This window comes from Adlercreutzia faecimuris (genome assembly GCF_022669055.1).
Taxonomy (GTDB): domain Bacteria; phylum Actinomycetota; class Coriobacteriia; order Coriobacteriales; family Eggerthellaceae; genus Enterorhabdus; species Enterorhabdus faecimuris.
Genome location: NZ_JAJMLW010000002.1, coordinates 155,740 through 173,149, shown reverse-complemented (window position 1 = coordinate 173,149; position 17,410 = coordinate 155,740). Strand labels below are relative to the sequence as shown.

At 71.5% G+C, this 17,410-nt stretch carries 15 protein-coding genes; 5 read left to right on the top strand and 10 right to left on the bottom strand.

The features are described 5' to 3' along the window. The first annotated feature begins 118 nt into the window (after positions 1–118). On the top strand, positions 119–1,444 hold the full coding sequence (dinB, locus tag LPT13_RS05930; protein WP_347264009.1) for a DNA polymerase IV: 1,326 nt from the start codon (positions 119–121) through the stop codon (positions 1,442–1,444). Between the two features lie 162 nt (positions 1,445–1,606). On the opposite strand, the gene LPT13_RS05925 is transcribed toward dinB, so the two are convergent. Continuing rightward, on the bottom strand, positions 1,607–3,325 hold the full coding sequence (locus LPT13_RS05925) for an OPT/YSL family transporter (RefSeq protein WP_242164566.1): 1,719 nt from the start codon (positions 3,323–3,325) through the stop codon (positions 1,607–1,609). 177 nt (positions 3,326–3,502) lie between these two features. Here LPT13_RS05925 and LPT13_RS05920 point away from each other — a divergent pair, with 177 nt between their 5' ends. Next, complete coding sequence (locus LPT13_RS05920) at positions 3,503–4,348, top strand: type III pantothenate kinase (RefSeq protein WP_242164564.1); 846 nt, start codon at positions 3,503–3,505, stop codon at positions 4,346–4,348. A 522-nt stretch (positions 4,349–4,870) separates the two neighbouring features. Here the strand turns inward: LPT13_RS05920 and LPT13_RS05915 are convergent. Together LPT13_RS05915 and glf are read right to left on the bottom strand one after the other, a co-directional pair. Further along, the gene (locus LPT13_RS05915) at positions 4,871–5,890 is read right to left on the bottom strand and encodes a glycosyltransferase family 2 protein (RefSeq protein WP_242164562.1); all 1,020 of its coding nucleotides are present in this window, start codon (positions 5,888–5,890) and stop codon (positions 4,871–4,873) included. Between the two features lie 6 nt (positions 5,891–5,896). Next, positions 5,897–7,138, bottom strand: coding sequence for a UDP-galactopyranose mutase (gene glf, locus LPT13_RS05910; RefSeq protein WP_242164560.1), 1,242 nt, complete (start codon positions 7,136–7,138; stop codon positions 5,897–5,899). A gap of 200 nt (positions 7,139–7,338) precedes the next feature. Here glf and pta point away from each other — a divergent pair, with 200 nt between their 5' ends. Beyond that, positions 7,339–8,331 carry a phosphate acetyltransferase gene (gene pta, locus LPT13_RS05905; RefSeq protein ID WP_242164557.1) on the top strand — a complete coding sequence of 331 codons (993 nt, stop codon included), beginning with the start codon at positions 7,339–7,341 and terminating at the stop codon, positions 8,329–8,331. Between the two features lie 418 nt (positions 8,332–8,749). Here pta and LPT13_RS05900 read toward each other — a convergent pair whose 3' ends face one another. From LPT13_RS05900 to rnd, 6 genes are all read right to left on the bottom strand, one after another. After that, positions 8,750–9,991 carry an acetate/propionate family kinase gene (locus tag LPT13_RS05900; protein ID WP_242164555.1) on the bottom strand — a complete coding sequence of 414 codons (1,242 nt, stop codon included), beginning with the start codon at positions 9,989–9,991 and terminating at the stop codon, positions 8,750–8,752. A 120-nt stretch (positions 9,992–10,111) separates the two neighbouring features. Further along, positions 10,112–10,468, bottom strand: a complete 357-nt coding sequence (locus LPT13_RS05895) for a histidine triad nucleotide-binding protein (protein ID WP_242164553.1) — start codon at positions 10,466–10,468, stop codon at positions 10,112–10,114. Positions 10,469–10,484: 16 nt separating this feature from the next. Further along, positions 10,485–10,742 (bottom strand): exodeoxyribonuclease VII small subunit, encoded by a 258-nt coding sequence (xseB, locus tag LPT13_RS05890; RefSeq protein ID WP_242164551.1) that lies wholly within the window; start codon positions 10,740–10,742, stop codon positions 10,485–10,487. Continuing rightward, entirely contained in the window at positions 10,743–12,194 is a 1,452-nt protein-coding gene (gene xseA / locus LPT13_RS05885) for an exodeoxyribonuclease VII large subunit (protein WP_242164549.1), read from the bottom strand. It lies immediately after the preceding gene. 4 nt (positions 12,195–12,198) lie between these two features. Then, the gene (locus tag LPT13_RS05880) at positions 12,199–12,870 is read right to left on the bottom strand and encodes a zinc metallopeptidase (RefSeq protein WP_242164547.1); all 672 of its coding nucleotides are present in this window, start codon (positions 12,868–12,870) and stop codon (positions 12,199–12,201) included. 207 nt (positions 12,871–13,077) lie between these two features. Then, complete coding sequence (rnd, locus tag LPT13_RS05875) at positions 13,078–14,223, bottom strand: ribonuclease D (protein ID WP_242164544.1); 1,146 nt, start codon at positions 14,221–14,223, stop codon at positions 13,078–13,080. Positions 14,224–14,313: 90 nt separating this feature from the next. On the opposite strand from rnd, the gene LPT13_RS05870 reads away from it, so the two are divergent. Next, a complete protein-coding gene (locus tag LPT13_RS05870) occupies positions 14,314–15,246 on the top strand; it encodes a diacylglycerol/lipid kinase family protein (protein ID WP_242164542.1) in 933 nt (310 codons plus the stop codon). Here LPT13_RS05870 and LPT13_RS05865 read toward each other — a convergent pair. After that, positions 15,243–16,169 (bottom strand): teichoic acid transporter, encoded by a 927-nt coding sequence (locus LPT13_RS05865; RefSeq protein WP_242164540.1) that lies wholly within the window; start codon positions 16,167–16,169, stop codon positions 15,243–15,245. The genes LPT13_RS05870 and LPT13_RS05865 overlap by 4 nt on opposite strands. Before the next feature lie 287 nt (positions 16,170–16,456). On the opposite strand from LPT13_RS05865, the gene LPT13_RS05860 reads away from it, so the two are divergent. Next, entirely contained in the window at positions 16,457–17,365 is a 909-nt protein-coding gene (locus tag LPT13_RS05860; RefSeq protein ID WP_242164538.1) for a TerC family protein, read from the top strand. Positions 17,366–17,410 lie beyond the last annotated feature (45 nt).

The window sequence follows — 17,410 nt, the reverse complement described above, 5'->3', positions numbered from 1 at the left end:
CTCCGCGGGGGGCCTCTTTCGTGCCGGGTCCCGCACGCCGTGATCCCCCGCACCGCGCCCGCAGGCCCTCGAAAATCACCCGGAACGTCTGTTCCCAACCGGGCGGCGATGGCGTACCATGTCCCCCATGGACGAGCGCGCTGACATACCCGGCCTCGACGCCCTGCTGGCCCCCTGGGAGGGGCCGGCCATCCTGCTGGTGGACCTCGACGCCTTCTTCGCGTCGGTCGAGCAGCTCGACCACCCCGGCTGGCGCGGCAAGCCCGTCATCGTGGGCGGCGACGCCGACAAGCACGGCGTGGTGTCCACCTGCTCCTACGAGGCGCGCGCCTTCGGCGTGCGCAGCGCCATGCCCGCGTCGATGGCCCGTCGCCTGTGCCCCGACGCCATCTGGACGGGCGGGAGCCACGACCGCTACCGGCAGGTGTCGCGCGCCATCATGGCCATCCTGCGCGACGAGACGCCCCACGTCCAGCAGGTGTCCATCGACGAGGCCTTCATGGACGTGTCCCCCACCCGCGTGAACGCCGAGCACCCCGTGGCGATCGCCCAGCGCATCCAGGGGCGCGTCGAGGAGCTCGGCGTCACCTGCTCCATCGGCGTGGGCACCACCAAGTCGGTGGCCAAGATCGCCTCGGACATGGACAAGCCGCGCGGGCTGACCGTGTGCTACCCCGGCGGCGAGGCGGCGTTCCTGGGCCCTCTGCCCGTGCGCACCTTGAGCGGCGTGGGGCCGGCGGCCGAGGCGGCCCTCACGGCCCGCGGCGTGCGCACCTTAGGCGAGATGGCCGCCGCCGACGAGGGGCTCTTGCGCCGCGTGTTCGGCAAGAACGGGCCCATGATGCGCGCCCGGGCCGCCGGCGCCGACGAGTCGCCCGTGGAGGTGGACGACGAGGTGAAGTCGGTGTCCAACGAGATGACCTTCGCCCGCGACCTCACCGAGCGCGCCGACATCGAGGCGGCGCTGGCCACCATGGGGGCCAAGGTGGGGCGCCGGCTGCGGCGCAAGGGGCTCGCCGGGCGGACGCTGTCCGTCCGCATCCGCTACGACGACCGCACCACCCGCTCCGTCCAGCGGCGGCTGGACCGGCCCACCGACGACGAGCTGGCCTACACGCCCGTGCTCTACGAGATGCTCGACGACGTGTGGAGCCCCGGCATCAAGGTGCGCCTGCTCGGCGTGGGCATGGCCGGGTTCAAGCCCGAGGACGCGGTGCAGGAGGCGCTCTTCTCCGACGAGGAGCTCGGCGGCGGGCCGCCGGCGGGCCGCGCCCGCGACGGGCGGCCCGCCCTGCGCGACGAGGGCCGCCGCCGGGGCCTCTTGGCCGCCACCGACGCGCTCAAGGACCGCTTCGGCGAATCGGCCGTGCGCTTCGGCCACGAGCTGCGCAACGAGACGAACACCACCGGCTCGTCCACGAAGAACCCCGCCGACTACAAGTAGCGCGACGGGCGGGGCGTCCCGCGGCGCCGGCGGGCGGCCCGGCGCGGACGGGCGCCCGCGGCCGGGGGGCCGCCACCCTCCTCCGCCGATCCAGTGCCTCCCCGCCGGGCCGCCGCCCTCCCCCGCCGGGCGGGGCGCCTGCGGGCAGCCGCGGCGCGGCGCCTAGGACAGAAGCGCCCCGCCGGCCACGATCATCGCCAGCACGATGCCCATGATGGACTCGCCGCCCATGAGGCCCGAGGCCACGATGAGGCCGCGCTCCTCGTCGGCCGCCTCGGCCGCCGCGCGCTCCTCCGGCGCCATCCCGCGCCGGCGCCACGCGCCCACGCGCCCCCACGCCACCTTGGCCATGGCCCCGAGGAAGCCCGTGAACGACAGGTAGAAGGGCAGGTACACGCCGAGCCCGAGCATCATGGCGGGGAACCCCGCCAGATACAGCGCGAACCCGGCGGCGAGCCCCACGGCGAAGGCGGGCACGTGCGGGATGCCGCCCACCATGGTGGCCACCACCGAGGCCTGGGCGGCCACGAAGTCGCGTCCGGGCCCGAAGGCGTCGGGGCCGTAGCCGGCCAGCAGCGCCTCCAGGGCCGCCACGGCCACGAGAGCGCCCACCACGCCGCCGATGGCCTGGCCCACCCACTGGGCGCGCGGGCTCGTGCCCAGGACGTGCCCGGCCTTGAAGTCGTTCATCACGTCGCCGGCGAGCCCCGCCGCCACGGCCACGAGCGCCGCGATGAAGAACAGCCGCGCCGGCGCCACGTCGGCGAAGGCGGCTATCAGGAGCATCACGATGAGGCCGAATATCTCGAGCGGGTCGATGCCGGTCTGCCCCACCGACTGGGCCGCCATGGCCGCCGCCACGAAGGCGAGCAGCACCACGGCCGCGGCCACGGCCGGCGGCAGGCCCAGCACCGTGGCCGCCGCGAGCGCCACGGCGGCCACCGCGAGCGCCGCCACGCCGGCGGAGCGGCGGCGAGCGTGCCCGGGCGCCGGGCGGGCGGACGCCGCGCTCGCCGCCGTCAGGCCCACCACGCCGGCCGCGTCGCGCCGGGCGGCCCAGGCGCGGCGGGCGCCGGCGAGGCCGCGGGGCAGGATGTCACGGGCGATGACGGCCACGCCGCAGCCCATCATGAGCCCCATGCCCAGGCTGGACACGACCGCCTGGGCCGTGGCCACGTCGCACAGCCCCAGCGCCGGCGCGCCGACGATGATGCCGAAGTTGGCGATGAGCGCGCCGGCGAACCACACCAGGACCGCGCCCGTGCCCACCAGGAAGCCCACCGCCAGCGACAGCGGCGAGTTGTAGATGCCGAAGGCCACGCCCGGCACGGGCAGCGCCGCCAGCATGGACGGGATGACGCCCAGCCCGTCGCGCAGAAGCGCGTAGAGGCCGGCCGCGCCCATGGCGCCGAACAGCCGCCGCCCCGTGGCGCCGCCGGCGTCCCCCGCCTTGAGCGTCTGGGCGGCCGCCTGGCCGATGGGGTACTCGAGCCCCTCCTCCTCGATGAAGTGGCGGCGCAGCAGCACCGAGCCGACGAGCCCCAGCACCACCCCGCCCACGGCGATGACGGCCAAATCGAGGGCGGATATCTCGTCGGCGAGCCCCAGCATCCACGCGCCGGGGATGGTGAAGGCCAGGCCGCCCGCCACCATGGCGCCCGACGACATGACGGTGTGGGTGACGTTCGCCTCGTTCAAGGTGGACCTGCCGCGGCTCACGGCCCGCAGGAAGAACAGCGACACGATGGCCGCGAAGATGATGGGCCACGGCAGCGCGCCCATGCGCAGGGCCGTGTAGACGGAAGACGCGGTGATGACGACGCAGCCGACGCAGCCGACGACGACGCCCCGCAGGGTCAGCTGACCCTTGAGGTCGCTCATAGGTTTTCTCCGTTCCGTATATCCGCTCCCCCTCGGGTTCGGGGAGTCGGGTTACCTCAGGACGGCCACCATTATAGGGCGCCCGGGCCGCATGTGGGCGCCCGCGGGGCGAAGATGTGCGAAAATCAGGCGGGAAGGCGCCCTGTGGGCGCGCATCGGGCGGAAAGGACGGACACCATGGCCCACACCCTCCTCGTGGCAGACATCGGCAACGCCGTCGTGCGGATGGGGCTCGCCCGCGACGGCGCGCTCACCGCGTGCTGGGAGGTGGCCGCCAACCCCGCCGCCACCGAGGACGAGGCGCTGCTGGCCCTCGAGGGGTTCCTGCGCGCCGCGGAGGCGGGCCTGGCCCAGGCACCCGCGACGCCGGAGGGTGCGGGCGGTGCGGAGGAGCCCGCGGAGGCGGGCGGCGGGCGGCCCGACGACGCCGCGCTCGCCTCGGTGGTGCCCGCCCTCACCCCCGTCTGGGCCGGCGCGGCGCGGCGCCTCTGCGGTCGGCGCCCCCTCGTGGTGGGCCCCGGCGTCAAGACGGGCCTGCGCATGGCCTACAAGGATCCCGGCGAGGTGGGCGCCGACCGCATCGCCGACGTGGTGGCCGCCCGGGCTGACTACGGGTTCCCCCTCATCGTCGTGGACCTGGGCACCGCCACCACCGTCGAGGTCATCGACGGCGAGGGCGCCTTCGCCGGCGGCCTCATCCTGCCGGGCGTGGGGCTCGGCGCCCGGGGGCTCGCCGTCCGCGCCGCGCGCCTGCCCGAGGTGGAGCTGCGCGCCCCCGACGCGCTCATCGGCCGCTCCACCGAGGAGGCCATGCGCGCGGGCATCGTCTGGGGCGAGGTGGCGCGCCTCGACGGGCTCGCCGACCTGATCGAGGGCGAGCTGGGCAAGGGCGCGCCGCTCGTCGTGTCCGGCGAGGGCGCCGCGCTCATCGCCGGGCTGCTGCGCCACGAGGCCACGGCCGACGCCTCCCTCGGCCTGCGTGGCCTCGTGCGCCTCCACGCCCTCAACCGCCGCCCCCGCTAGGCGCCTGACGACGACCTGCACGCGCCGCCGGCCCGCCGCCCGGCGCGCCGGCGCCACGCCCCCCCGACGCACTCCGCCAGGCGCCCCGACGCCACACCCCCCGGCATATCCTCCTCGCCAAGCGCCCCACCGGCACGCACGCGCCGTCGGCCCCCCGCCGCCCGGCGCGCCGGCGCCACGCCCCCCCGACGCGCCCCGCCGTCCGGCGCGCCGTCGTCGGCGCCATGCTTTTCGCGCCCCCATTTGCAAATTCGTTCGGTTATGCACTCTCCCTTGCCGAGCAAGGCGCCCTTTTCCCGCAATAAGCCTCCCCGGAGCGCCTTCTCAAGCCGATAAGGCGCCGCTCCGTCGCATCTCGAAGTGCATAACCGAACGAATTTGCAGGATAAGGCTGAAAAAGCGAGGTTCGGGGATCGAGCGACCGTGAGCCGGCGCCCCGCCGGCACACGCGCAGGCCCCGCCCCCCCCGCAACGCACGAGGGCCCCGGCCAACGACCGGGGCCCTCGCATGCCAGGAGGCGCCTAGTTGAACTTGAAGAGCTTCTGGGCCAGGTGGTAGCCGCCCAGGCCCACGCGGCGGCCCAGCTCGGTGGGCAGGTTCGTCCCCACGTTGAGGGCGTTGGCGCGCACCCGCGAGTAGAGCGCCGGGTCGGCGGCCTTCAGGTAGGCCCAGATGCCGGCCAGCTTCTCCTCGTCCTCGGGGGTGTTGCGCATGCGCAGGAACACCGAGCAGATGCACATCATCATGGACAGGTAGTTGCGCAGGTAGTGGCGCAGGTGGCGCTCCTCGACCGCCATCACGTCCACCGAGTCGATCATCTGGCGCGTCACGCGCAAGTGCTGGTCGATGCGGCCCATCATCACCGACTCGTTGACCGACTGGTCCTCGCGGCCGATGAAGTAGCGGTACATGTCCTCGTCGAAGTAGCGCATGGTGCGCACGTGCGGCAGCGGCTCGTAGACGAAGATGTTGTCGACGTAGAAGCAGTGGCGAGGCAGCTCGAGCCCCATGTCGCGCAGAAGCTCGGTGCGGTAGATGACCGAGTGCATGAGCAGGTACTGGCTCGGCCCGAAGCGCCCCACGTCGGCCCAGCCGAACTCGCGGCCCTCGGGGAAGACGCTCTTGTAGTGCATGACGGTGCGCGCGCCCTCGTGCACCTTCTCGTAGACGTAGTTGGCGATGACCAGGTCGGTGGGCTCCTTGAGCTCGGCCTGGCGGCGCAGGTAGCGCATGATGGGCTCCATGGCGCGCTCGTCGAGCCAGTCGTCGGAGTCGACCACCTTGAAGTAGCGGCCCGCCGCGGCGGCCAGGCCCGCGTTCACGGCGGCGCCGTGGCCGCCGTTCTCCTGGTGGACGGCCCGCACGATGCCGGGATGGCGCGCGGCCCACTCGTCGGCCTTGGCGGGGGTGTCGTCCTTGGTCGAGCCGTCGTCGACGATGATCACCTCGATGTCGTCGCCGAGGGCGACGAGCGAGGCGATGCACTTGTCCATGTAGTCGGCCGAGTTGTAGCAGGGGACGGCGAAGCTGACGGTCTTCATGGGGCCCTACTCCGCTCCCTCGGCGGCCGTCGCCTCGGCGATCAGCTTGTCGGACAGGTCGAGGGCCAGGCCCACGATGTTGTCCATGTTGTAGTAGCGGTACTCGGCCAAACGCCCCAGCGGGTGGAAGTTGGGCAGCGCCTCGGTCAGCTTGCGGTAGCGCTCGTAGTGCGCGTGGTTGGCCGGGTTGATGATGGCGTAGTAGGGGATCTGCTCCTCGGGGTTCTCGTAGGCCCGCGAGTACTCCTTCATGATGGTGGTCTTGTCGGACTTCTGGCCGGTCAGGTGCTTGAACTCCGTGATGCGGGTGTAGTCCTCGGTCACCGTGAAGTTGACGGTGCCGCAGGGCAGCTTGTACTCCTCGTCGTAGGTCTCGTAGACGAAGTCGAGGCTGCGGTAGGGCAGGCGGCCGAAGCGGGCCAGGAACAGCTCGTCGAGCGGGCCGGTGTAGACGATGGGGCCCTCGAAGGGCACCCCGTGCAGCTTGATGGCCGTGAGGGGCGCGTCCTCGGCGTCGTCGGCGAACTCCAGCTCGAAGACCGACTCGGCCTCGGTGTTCAGGCACACCTCGATGCCCGGGAAGTCGAGCATGTTCTCGAACAGCGCCGTGTAGCCCTCCATCGGCATGCCCTGGTAGGCGTCCTGGAAGTAGCGGTCGTCGCGGGAGATGAACACGGGCACGCGGGCGGTGACCGACGGGTCGACCTCCTCCGGCGTGAGGCCCCACTGCTTCTGGGTGTAGAAGAGGAAGACGTTCTTGTAGACGAAGTCGGCGATCTCGGCCAGCTCCGGGTCGTCCTGCTCGCGCAGGGCGTTGATGGTCACCTTGCGCTCGTCGCCGAAAGTGTCCACCAGCTTCTGGTTGAGGTGGGCCGCCCGCTCCTCGCCGAAGGCGATCTCCATGGAGTTCTTGTTGAACGGCACGGGCAGGTAGGTGCCGAACCAGTCGGCCAGCACGTGGTGCTGGTAGGCGCGCCAGCCGCTGAACTGGCGCAGGTAGTTGAAGGCGCGCTGATCGTTGGTGTGGAAGATGTGCGGGCCGTAACGGTGGACGAGGATGCCGGCCTCGTCCTTCTCGTCGTACATGTTGCCGCCGATGTGGGGGCGCTTCTCTATGATGAGCACGCGCATGCCGGCGCGCTCGGCCAGCTGGCGGGCGGTGACGGAGCCGGCGAAGCCGCTGCCCACGACCACCGCGTCGAAGTCGTTGATGTCGATGTCCTTGAAGGCGGAGTACTGCACTCCCATGGCGTTCGAGTCCTCTCTCGTGGACGTCCCGCGCGGCGGGCGTCATGCGCTTGCAGGGCAAAACCCCACCTATTCTAGCGGGTGCGCGCGCCCGGACGGCATAAACCCCAGGCAAACCATACAAACCGCCGAATAGGCGCCCGCCCGCGCGCCCGGGGCCGCTACACTGGGGCGAGCTGACCGCGAGAAAGGACCTGACCATGACGTTCCTGGAATCCATGATCGAGCGCGCCCGGGCCGACCGCAAGGTCATCGTGCTGCCCGAGGGCGACGACGCGCGCACCCTCGAGGCCGCCAGCGAGATCCTCGCCCGCGACGTGGCCGACCTCATCATCCTGGGCGACGCCGACGCCATCGCCGCCTCCGGCTACGACCTCGCCGGCGCCCAGGTGATCGACCCGCGGGCCTCCGAGCTGCGCGAGCCTTTGGCCGCCGAGCTCTGCGAGCTGCGCCGCGCCAAGGGGATGACCCCCGAGCAGGCGATGGCCCTCATGGACGACGTGCTGTACTTCGGCGTCATGATGGTGAAGACCGGGCGGGCCGACGGCATGGTCGCCGGCGCCTGCCACGCCACCGGCGACGTGCTGCGCCCGTGCCTGCAGATCCTCAAGACCGCCCCGGGCGTGAAGCTGGTGAGCTCGTTCTTCGTCATGGTGGTGCCCGACTGCGACCTGGGCCAGGACGGCACGTTCATCTTCTCCGACTGCGGGCTGGAGGTGCAGCCCGACGCCGAGCGCCTGGCGCACATCGCCGTGAACTCGGCCCGAAGCTGGCAGACCCTCATCGGCACCGAGCCGGCCGTGGCGCTGCTGTCGCACTCCTCCCACGGGTCGGCCAGAAACGACGACGCGGCCAAGGTGGTCGAGGCCACGGCGCTCGCGCGCGAGCTGGCGCCGGGGCTCGCCCTCGACGGCGAGCTGCAGCTCGACGCCGCCATCGTGCCCGAGGTGGGCGCGTCGAAGGCGCCGGACTCGCCGGTGGCCGGGCGCGCCAACGTGCTCGTGTTCCCCGACCTCGACGCCGGCAACATCGGCTATAAGCTCGTGCAGCGCCTGGCCAGGGCCGAGGCCTACGGCCCCATCACCCAGGGCATCGCCGCCCCGGTGAACGACCTGTCCCGCGGCTGCTCCGCCGCCGACATCGTGGGCGTCATCGCCATCACCTGCGTCCAGGCCCAGGCCCGCGAGGCCTAAGGGGCCGTCGCGCGCCCTCCGCGGGGCACGCGCCGAGAACCGGAGGGGCCCGGCACATGACGTGCCGGGCCCCTCCGCGTCACGCTGCAGCAGAAAGTGCCTTTCATATCCATTTCGTTGAGTTTTCTGAGGCATATCGAGTAGCGCGCAGCAGCGACGCCGCCGTTTCCCCAGGTCAGATTTTCCCAAGACGGCCATGGGCCCTCGCAGAGCCGCCGAAAGGGGCTGCGAGCCTCGGAAAACTCGACGAAATGGATATGAATCGCCTCTCGCGGTGTCGGCAACGCCGCTGCCGGGCGCTAGCGGCGCCGCCGAGGAGGATCCCCGGTGACGAGCCACGCCAGTGCGGCACCTACTCCAAAAAAAGGGCCCGGCACGCCACGTGCCGGGCCCCTCGCTGATTCCCCCGGTGCGGGAGCTAGAGCATCTCAGTGTGGATGTCGACGCCGGCGGCCTCGGCCGTCTGGCGCTCCTGGATGATGTAGAAGGTGTCGCGGGCGATCATGAGCTCCTCGTTGGTGGGGATGACGACGATGCGCACCTGGGAGGAGTCCGCCGATATCTCGCGCTCGAAGCCGCGGGCCTTGTTCTTCTCCAGGTCGAGCACGATGCCGAGGGGCTGGAGGCCGGCGAAGATCATGCGGCGCATCTTCTCGCAGTTCTCCCCCACGCCCGCCGTCAGCACGATGGCGTCCACGCCGCCCATGACGGCGATGTACTGGCCGATGTACTTCTTCACGGAGTTGGAGTACATGTCGTAGGCCAGCTGGGCGCGCTCGTTGCCCGCCTCGGAGGCGTCGCGCACGCTGCGCAGGTCGTTGGAGATGCCGGAGATGCCCAGAAGGCCGCTCTGCTTGTTCATGAGGTCGTTGACCTCCTGGGTGGTGAGCCCCTCGTGCTCCATGATGAACGGCACGATGGCCGGGTCGACGGCGCCGCAGCGCGTGCCCATCATGAGGCCGTCGAGCGGGGTGAGGCCCATGGAGGTGTCCACCGCCACGCCGTGGTCGATGGCCGACATCGAGCAGCCGTTGCCCAGGTGGCACGTGATGAGCTTGAGGTCGGCGAGCGGCTCGTCGAGGAAGGCGGCGGCGCGCTCGGCGATGTAGCGGTGCGAGGTGCCGTGGGCCCCATACTTGCGGATGCCGTACTTCTCGTAGAGCTCGTAGGGCAGCGGGTACATGTAGGCCTTCGGCGGCATGGTGTGGAAGAACGAGGTGTCGAACACGGCCACCATGGGCTTGCCCGGCAGCTCGGCGAGGCAGGCATTGATGCCCATGAGGGCGGCCTTGTTGTGGAGCGGGGCCAGCTCGGCCAGCTCGTCGATCTTGGCGATGACGTCATCGTCGATGAGGACGGAGCGATCGAAGTACTTGCCGCCCTGCACGATGCGGTGGCCGACGGCGTCGATCTCGTCGAGGGAGTCGATGGCCTTGGTGGGGCCGGAGGTGAGCGACTCCAGCACGAGGGCCATGGCGTCGGTGTGGTCGGCCATCTTCGCGTCGATGACCACCTCGTTGTCATCGATGCCGTGCTTGTGGAAGGCCTCGGCCGAGCCCACGCGCTCGCAGATGCCCTTGGCGAGGACCTGCTGGGTCTCGACGTTCACGAGCTGGTACTTGAGAGACGAAGATCCTGCATTGATGACGAGTACGTTCAACGACCTGCCCCCTTTGAATCGAGTGTACGAGGGGAAATTCTAGGGGGAGCGGCCGGCGCCGCGCCGCCGCGGGACGCCCCCTTTCGGCAAGCGGGGCGCCCGTGGCGAGGCGGGGCGGGGCTAGTCGGCCAGGGCCGGGCTCCCGTCGTTCATCTGGCCGCCGCCGAGCACGTGGACGTGGAGGTGGTGGACCGACTGGCAGGCGTCGTCGCCGGTGTTCACCACCACGCGGAAGCCGCCCTCATCGACGCCCTTCAGACGCGCCACCTCGCCCACCGTGGCGAACACGTGCCCCAGCACGTCCTCGGGCACGCCGTCGGCGATGCTGTCGTAGTGGTCCTTGGGGATGATGAGGGTGTGCACCGGCATCATCGGGCTCAGATCCTCGAAGGCGAGCACGGACTCGTCCTCGTAGACCTTCGTCGCGGGGATCTCACCCGCGGCGATCTTGCAGAACACGCAGTCGTCCCTTCGCATGGCTTCTCTCCTTCTCCTAGGCCTTGGTGAGGGTGGTGTCCTGGACGTCGTCGTCCGGGGCGGCCACCAGCTCGCCCATCAGCACGTCCACCTGCTGCTCGGCGGCGTCGAGCCTGCGCTGCAGCGACGCGAGCAGGGCCACGCCCCGCTCGTAGCTGACGAGGCTGTCCTCCAGCTCGAGGGTGTTGCTCTCCAGCACGCCGACGATGCCCTCCAGCTCGGACATGGCCTCGCGGAACGTGAGCTCGTCGACGGGTCTCGGGGTATCGCTCATCTAGGCTTCCTTCCATGGTTCGATGGCGGTCTCTATCCTGCGGGCGGCGCGGACGGTGCAGTCCAGCTCGCCGTCCGCCACGGCGACGGTGAGCGCGTCGCCGGCGGACGCCTGGGCGACCGAGCGCACCACGGCGCCGTCCGGGCCGCGGGCGATGGCGTAGCCGCGGGCGAGCACGGCGAGCGGCGAGAGGTCGTCCAGCCGGGCGGCGGCGAGCGCCACCTCGGTGCGGAACCGGCGCCCGAACACCTCGCCCTGGTAGGCGAGGCGCCCGCGCAGGGCCTCGGCGCGCGCGGCGGGGCGCGCGGCGAGGGCGGGGCCCAGGCGCGCGAGGGCCGCGCGCGCGTCATCGGCGCGGCGGGCCTGGGGCGCCGTGAGCTGCGGCAGCGAGCGGGCGAGCGCGGCGCGCAGGTCGGCCAGGCGCGCGCCGTCGGCGGCGAGCGCGTCGGGCAGCGCCGCGGCCAGGCGCCCCGCCAGGTCGTCGAGGGCCTGGGCGTCGGCGGCCAGGAGGCGCTCCGGCTCGCTGAACAGCGGCCGCATGGCCATGCGGTCGAGGGCGAGGCGCGTGCGCTCGAGGCGGCGGCGCACCGCGTCGGCCAGGGCCCGGCCGCGCGCGTCGAGCGCGGCGGCGAGCGCGGCGGCGTCGGGGCTCGCCGCCGAGGCGGCGCCGGTAGGGTTGGAGGCGCGCACGTCGGCCACCATGTCGGCGATGGAGTTGTCCGGCTCGTGGCCGATGCCGGTCACCACGGGCACGGGCATGGCGGCGATGGCCCGGGCGAGCCCCTCGTCGTTGAAGGGCATGAGGTCCTCGAAGCTGCCGCCGCCGCGGACGAGCAGCACCACCTCGGCGCCGGCCATGACGGCCCGCTGCATGCCCTCGACGAGGGCCGCGGGCGCGCCCGGGCCCTCCACCGGCACGCCGGAGAGCACCACCCGCGCCGCGGGCCAGCGGCGGCGCAGGGTGCGCAGCACGTCGTGGACGGCCGCGCCACGCGGCGAGGTTACCAAGCCGATGACCTGGGGAAACTCCGGAACCGACCGCTTGCGCGCCGCGTCGGTGAGCCCCTCGGCGGCCAGGCGGCGCGCCCGGTCGGCCACCTGCATGCGCAGGTTGCCCTCGCCGGCGAGCGCCACCGAGAAGACGTCGAAGTTCATGCGGCCCTTGGCCGCGTACAGGGTGAAGCGGCCCGTGAGCTCCACGAGCGCGCCCACGCGCAGCGTGACGCCCGAGGCCTGGTAGCGGTTGTTCCACATCATGCACGGCAGCGACGCCGCTGTGTCCTTGACAGTGAAGTAGACGGCCTTGTAGCCGGGCTTGGCCGACACCTCCGACACCTCGCCCACCAGCCGCACGGTCACGCCCTCGAGCGCGCCCTTCGCGAGCGCCATGGCCGCCGACACCGACAGCGCGCCCGCGTCCTCCCCCCGCGCCTCGGGGGCCCTGCCGGCCACGGGCCTAGTCCTGGCGCTGGTTGAGCAGCCAGAGCAGCTGCAGCACCGAGGTGAGCGCCGCCGCCACGTAGGTGAGGGCGCAGGCGCGCAGCACGCTCCAGGCGCCGGACTGCTCCTGGGCGGGCAGGCCGATCTCGCCCATGTAGACCATGGCGCGCCGCGACGCGTTGAACTCGACCGGCAGCGTGACCAGCTGGAAGAGCACCACCACCGCGTACATGACGATGGCCGCCAGGATGAGGTTGTTGCTGACCAGGACGATGCCGAGCATGAGGACGAAGATCCAGGCGTTGGAGGCCAGGTTCACCGCCGGCACGATGGCGCCGCGGATCTTCATGGGGGCGTAGTCCTGGGCGTACTGGCAGGCGTGGCCCACCTCGTGGCAGGCCGTGGCCGTCGCCGTGATGGAGCGCCCGTCGAAGGCCTCCGGCGACAGCGTCACCGAGTTGCTGCGCGGGTCGAAGTAGTCCTGCCCCGGGCCGCCGCGGAACACCTGCACGTCGTGGATGCCGTAGTAGGCCAGCATCCGCCGGGCGCACTCGGCGCCGGTCATCCCGTTGCCGATGGCGACGTGGGTGTACTTCTTGAGCTGGCTGTTCACGTACCACTGGGCGCCCAGGCCGATGACCAGGGTCACCGCGACCAGCATGAGGTAGCTCATGTTCATGGGTTCCATCACTCCTTCGGGGGCGTGTCTCTTGCTTGCGGGCCATTATAGCCAACAGACGTACGCCCCCGCCCCCGCGGGGCGAAGAGCGTCAAACCTACGTAACTTGGCGCCGGGGCGCGGCGCGCGAGGGGCGGCGCGCATCGGGTGCGCCCGCCGACGGGCGTGGGAGGCGCCAGGCGAACGGCGCGGCGCGCGCCGGGGCCCGCCGGAGCCCTAGGCCACGGGCTCCACCCGAAGCTCGGCCCCGTCCAGGCGCAGCGCGAGCCGCCCGGCCAGAAGCTCCAGCAGCTCCTCGCCCACCATGGACCGGCGCCAGCCGCGCAGCACGTCCACGTCGTCGCGGTAGCCGCGGGCCAGCCGCGCCAGGTCGTCGCGGCTCGCGAGCGTCTGGAGCGCGATGCCGTTCTCCCGCGCGCGCAGGCGCACCACCGCCTCCATGAGGTCGAGCTGGGCGTCCACGTTGGGCTCGCTCTTCGACGCGCGGTCGAGCACGGGCCACTCGTCCTGAGGGGCGTCGAGGCCCCGGGCCACGAGCGCCGCCACGGCCCGCGCGTCGCGGGTGGGCAGCTTCTCGCGCATGCCGCGCACCATGAACAGCTCGTCGATGGTGCGCGCCTCGCGCTTGCAGGCCTCGACGATCTGCTCGTCGGTGATGACCCACTTGCGCGGCACGTCGCGGCGGGCGGCCTGCTCCTCGCGCCAGGCCGCCACCTCGCGGGCGGCCGAGAGCTGGCGACGCGACAGGGACGACACGCGCTTGAGGCGGCGGAAGCGCTGGCGCGGGTCGGCCTCGTAGCGGGCCGGGTCGGACAGCTCGGCGAAGTCGGGGGCCAGCCAGTCACGCCGCCCGCGCTCGTCGAGCATGGCGCACATCTCGCGGTAGATGCCCGGCAGGTAGGCCACGTCGTCGGCCGCGTAGTCGAGCTGCGACTCGGACAGCGGCCGGCGCGACCAGTCGGTGTAGGAGTCCACCTTCTTCAGGTTGACGCCGCAGATCGAGTGGACGAGGGCGCCGTAGCCGATCTGCTGGGTGTGGCCGAGGAGCGCCGCGGCCACCTGGGTGTCGAAGATGGGCTCGGGCAGCATGCCCACCTCGCGGTAGAGGATCTCGAGGTCCTGGCCGCCGGCGTGGAACAGCTTGACGATGCCGGGGTCGGACAGAAGCGGCACCAGCACGTGGAGGTCGTCGACGGCGAAGGGGTCGACGATGGCCACCTCCTCGTCGGTGGCCAGCTGCAGCAGGCACAGGCGCGCGTAGTAGGTCTTCTCACGCAGGAACTCCGTGTCGATGGCCAGCACCGACGAGCTGCGCGCGCGCTCGACGAAGGCCTCGAGGCTCTCTTGGTTGTCGATGTACACCGGGTCGTTTCCTCACAAACGGATGCCCGCCGCCGAAGGACGGCGCGCGATTGTAGTACCATCCCCATCATACCAAGGGAAAGGACTCCTGTGAAACTGCTGATCGTGAACAACCTGGTCTCCGGCTACGGTGAGGGTGCGATCTACGACTACATCCGCGCCCTGGCGGCCGACGGCGACGAGGTGGTCATCCGCTCCACCGACGGCTCCACCGACCTGCGCCGCTTCCTGGCCGACGCCGGGGAGTTCGACGTGGTGGTGGCCAGCGGCGGCGACGGCACCGTGGCGGCGGTCACCTACCTGCTGGCCGACACGGGCATCCCGGTGCTCCCCTTCCCCGCCGGCACCGCCAACCTTCTGGCCATGAACCTCGCCTCGCCCAGCGAGCCCCATGCGCTGGCCAAGCTCACCCGCGAGGGCGAGATCATGGACTTCGACCTGGGCGAGATCGAGCTGGCCTCCGGCGAGCGCTTCGGGTTCTCCATCATGGCCGGCGCCGGCTACGACGCCCTCATCATGCAGGGGGCCAAGCCCGCCAAGCGCCTGCTCGGGCCCATGGCCTACTTCACCTCGGCGCTCACCAACCCGCTGCCGCAGTTCTCGCGCTTCACCATCGACATCGACGGGGAGGTCATCGAGAGCGAGGGGGTGGGCGTGCTCATCGTCAACTTCTCGAAGATCCAGTTCGACCTGCCCGTGGTGCACCAGAACCTGCCGCGCGACGGCGTGTTCGACGTGGCCATCCTGCACACCCGCGACGCCTTCGGGCTCATCCCGGCGCTCCTGGCGAGCATGCTCGACCGCACGGGCGACTTCCCCGACCGCACCGACGCCCTCGAGCTGCACCGCGGGCGCACCATCGCGGTCAGCGCCGACCCGCCGCTGCAGGTGCAGTACGACGGCGAGGTGACCGAGCTCACCACCCCCTTCACCGTGCGGATGCTGCCCGAGGCGGCCCGCTTCATCGTGTCGGAGGAGTGCGTGCGCCTCTACGGCCCCGACCCCGAGGGCCCTGCCGCCTAGGCGGTGAGGCGGATGCCGACGTACTGGGCCGTGGCGGGCAGGCCGCTTAGCTTGTAGACCTCCGACAGCCCGATGACCGACACGCGCCAGCCGTAGCCCTCCGGCGTGGTGCCGGCCTGGTAGGTGTTGCCGGCGTCGTCGACGCCGGAGTCGGTGACCATGGTGGAGTCGAGCCCCTGGGACTCCATGGCGGCGAAGATGGCGCCGTCGGCGTCGCCGGATGCGAAGTCGGCGTAGTGCAGGCGCAGCACCGTGCCCGCCTTGCGGGACACCTCGAGGTCCCACGAGCCGTTGAGCAGCTTGGCGGCGCTCGCCGGCGAGATGTTGTTGATGCCCTGGAGGTAGAGCAGCCCGGCCTCCTCCAGCGGCACGTCGGCGGGCAGCTTCACCACGTCGAAGCCGCCGTCGGGGTTCTGGCCCACCGGGGTGCGCTCGTAGAGGACGTTGCCGGCGTCGGCGAGGGACTGCATGATGGCGGCATCGTCGAGGGGGGCGAGCGCCGCGAGCACGGGCAGGTCGAGCGACACCTCGCGGGTGAGGCTCTGCTGGAGCGCCTGCTGCTCGTCGGCCGGGCTCAGGTACACGCGGTCGACCCACTGGAAGAGCATGACGCCGCCGACGGCCACGGCCACGGCGGCGAAGACGAGCATGCCGCGGCGCACGAGCAGGGGCGGGTCGAGGGGGCGCGCGAGCCCCTTGCCGTCCAGGTGGCGGACCGGCTCGCCGGGGGCGGCCTGCCAGGCGGCGCCGTGACGGCGGCCCGGGCGGCCCATGCGGCGCTCGTGCGCCGCGGCCGGGGGCTCCTCGCCGGCGGGCGGCTCCTCGGCGCCCGGCGCGCCCTCGCGGGGCTCCTCGGCGGCCTCCGGGGCGGTGGCGCCCCCGGCGTGCTTGCCGGCGGCGTGCTTGCTGTGCTTGGCTTCCATGGGGCTGCTCCTGACGGGTTGATGAACTCGCCGATTATACCATTGCGCGGGGCGGGGCCCTTTGTTAGCATGGGTCGCATCCCATGAGGGAGTAGTTGGCGCCCGCGGGCGCGGCTCGTTCAACATCATGGCGACGGTTTCCCGCTTCGGCGGCCACAACCGGCCTGGCGAGCCTTAATTAGCGAGACTCATGGTGCATGCTGGGATGGCCCGTGCCACGCCCGGCGTGCACCGTGGGTCTTTTGTTTTTCCGGGCCGCGCGCGGCCCCCGAGCAGAGGAGGAACCTGTGGATCTGTCGATCTTCCTGACCCCCGAGGCGTGGATCAGCCTGCTGACGCTGATATTCCTCGAGATCGTCCTGGGCGTGGACAACCTGGTCTTCATCTCCATCACCACCAACCGGCTGCCCCCGGAGAAGCAGCACATCGGCCGCAAGCTGGGCCTGGCCGGCGCGCTGCTCATGCGCATCCTGTTCCTCTGCTTCGCCTCCTACCTGGTGCACATGACGACACCCCTGTTCACCATCGACGTGGGCTTCTTCAGCCACGGGTTCTCGGTGCGCGACATCGTGATGCTCGTCGGCGGCGGCTACCTCATCTACAAGGGCATCAAGGAGCTCGTCGACGTGCTCGCCCTCACCGAGATCAAGGCCGAGACGTCCGAGGAGCACAAGGCCGCCCACCTCATCTCGCTGCCCCAGGCCGTGGGCACCATCATGGTGATGGACCTCGTCTTCTCCATCGACTCGGTCATCACGGCGGTGGGCCTGGCCCAGCACCTCATCATCATGATCCTGGCCGTCATGATCGCCGTCGTCATCATGATGGTGTTCATCGACGCCATCTCCGACTTCATCAACGCGCACCCCGAGATGAAGATCCTCGCGCTCGTGTTCATCTGCGCCATCGGCGTGCTGCTCGTGCTCGACTCCGCCGGCATCCACACCTCCATCGAGGTGCTCGACATGCACATGGAGAAGCTGATGGTGTACTTCGCCATGATCTTCGCCGTGGTGCTCGAGCTCATCCAGATGCGGTTCAACTCGAACCTGACCCGCTGGAAGCGCCAGCTGGCCGACGAGGCCATCGCCGACGCGGTGGCCGAGGCCGAGGCGGGCGCGGAGCCGGCCGCGGTGGGCGAGCACGCCCGCGAGCGCGTGGACGCCGCCATCACGTCGGCCGAGCGCGTCAGCTAGCGCACGGCGCGTCGGCCGACGCTGCCCGCCCCCTAAGGAGGCGGG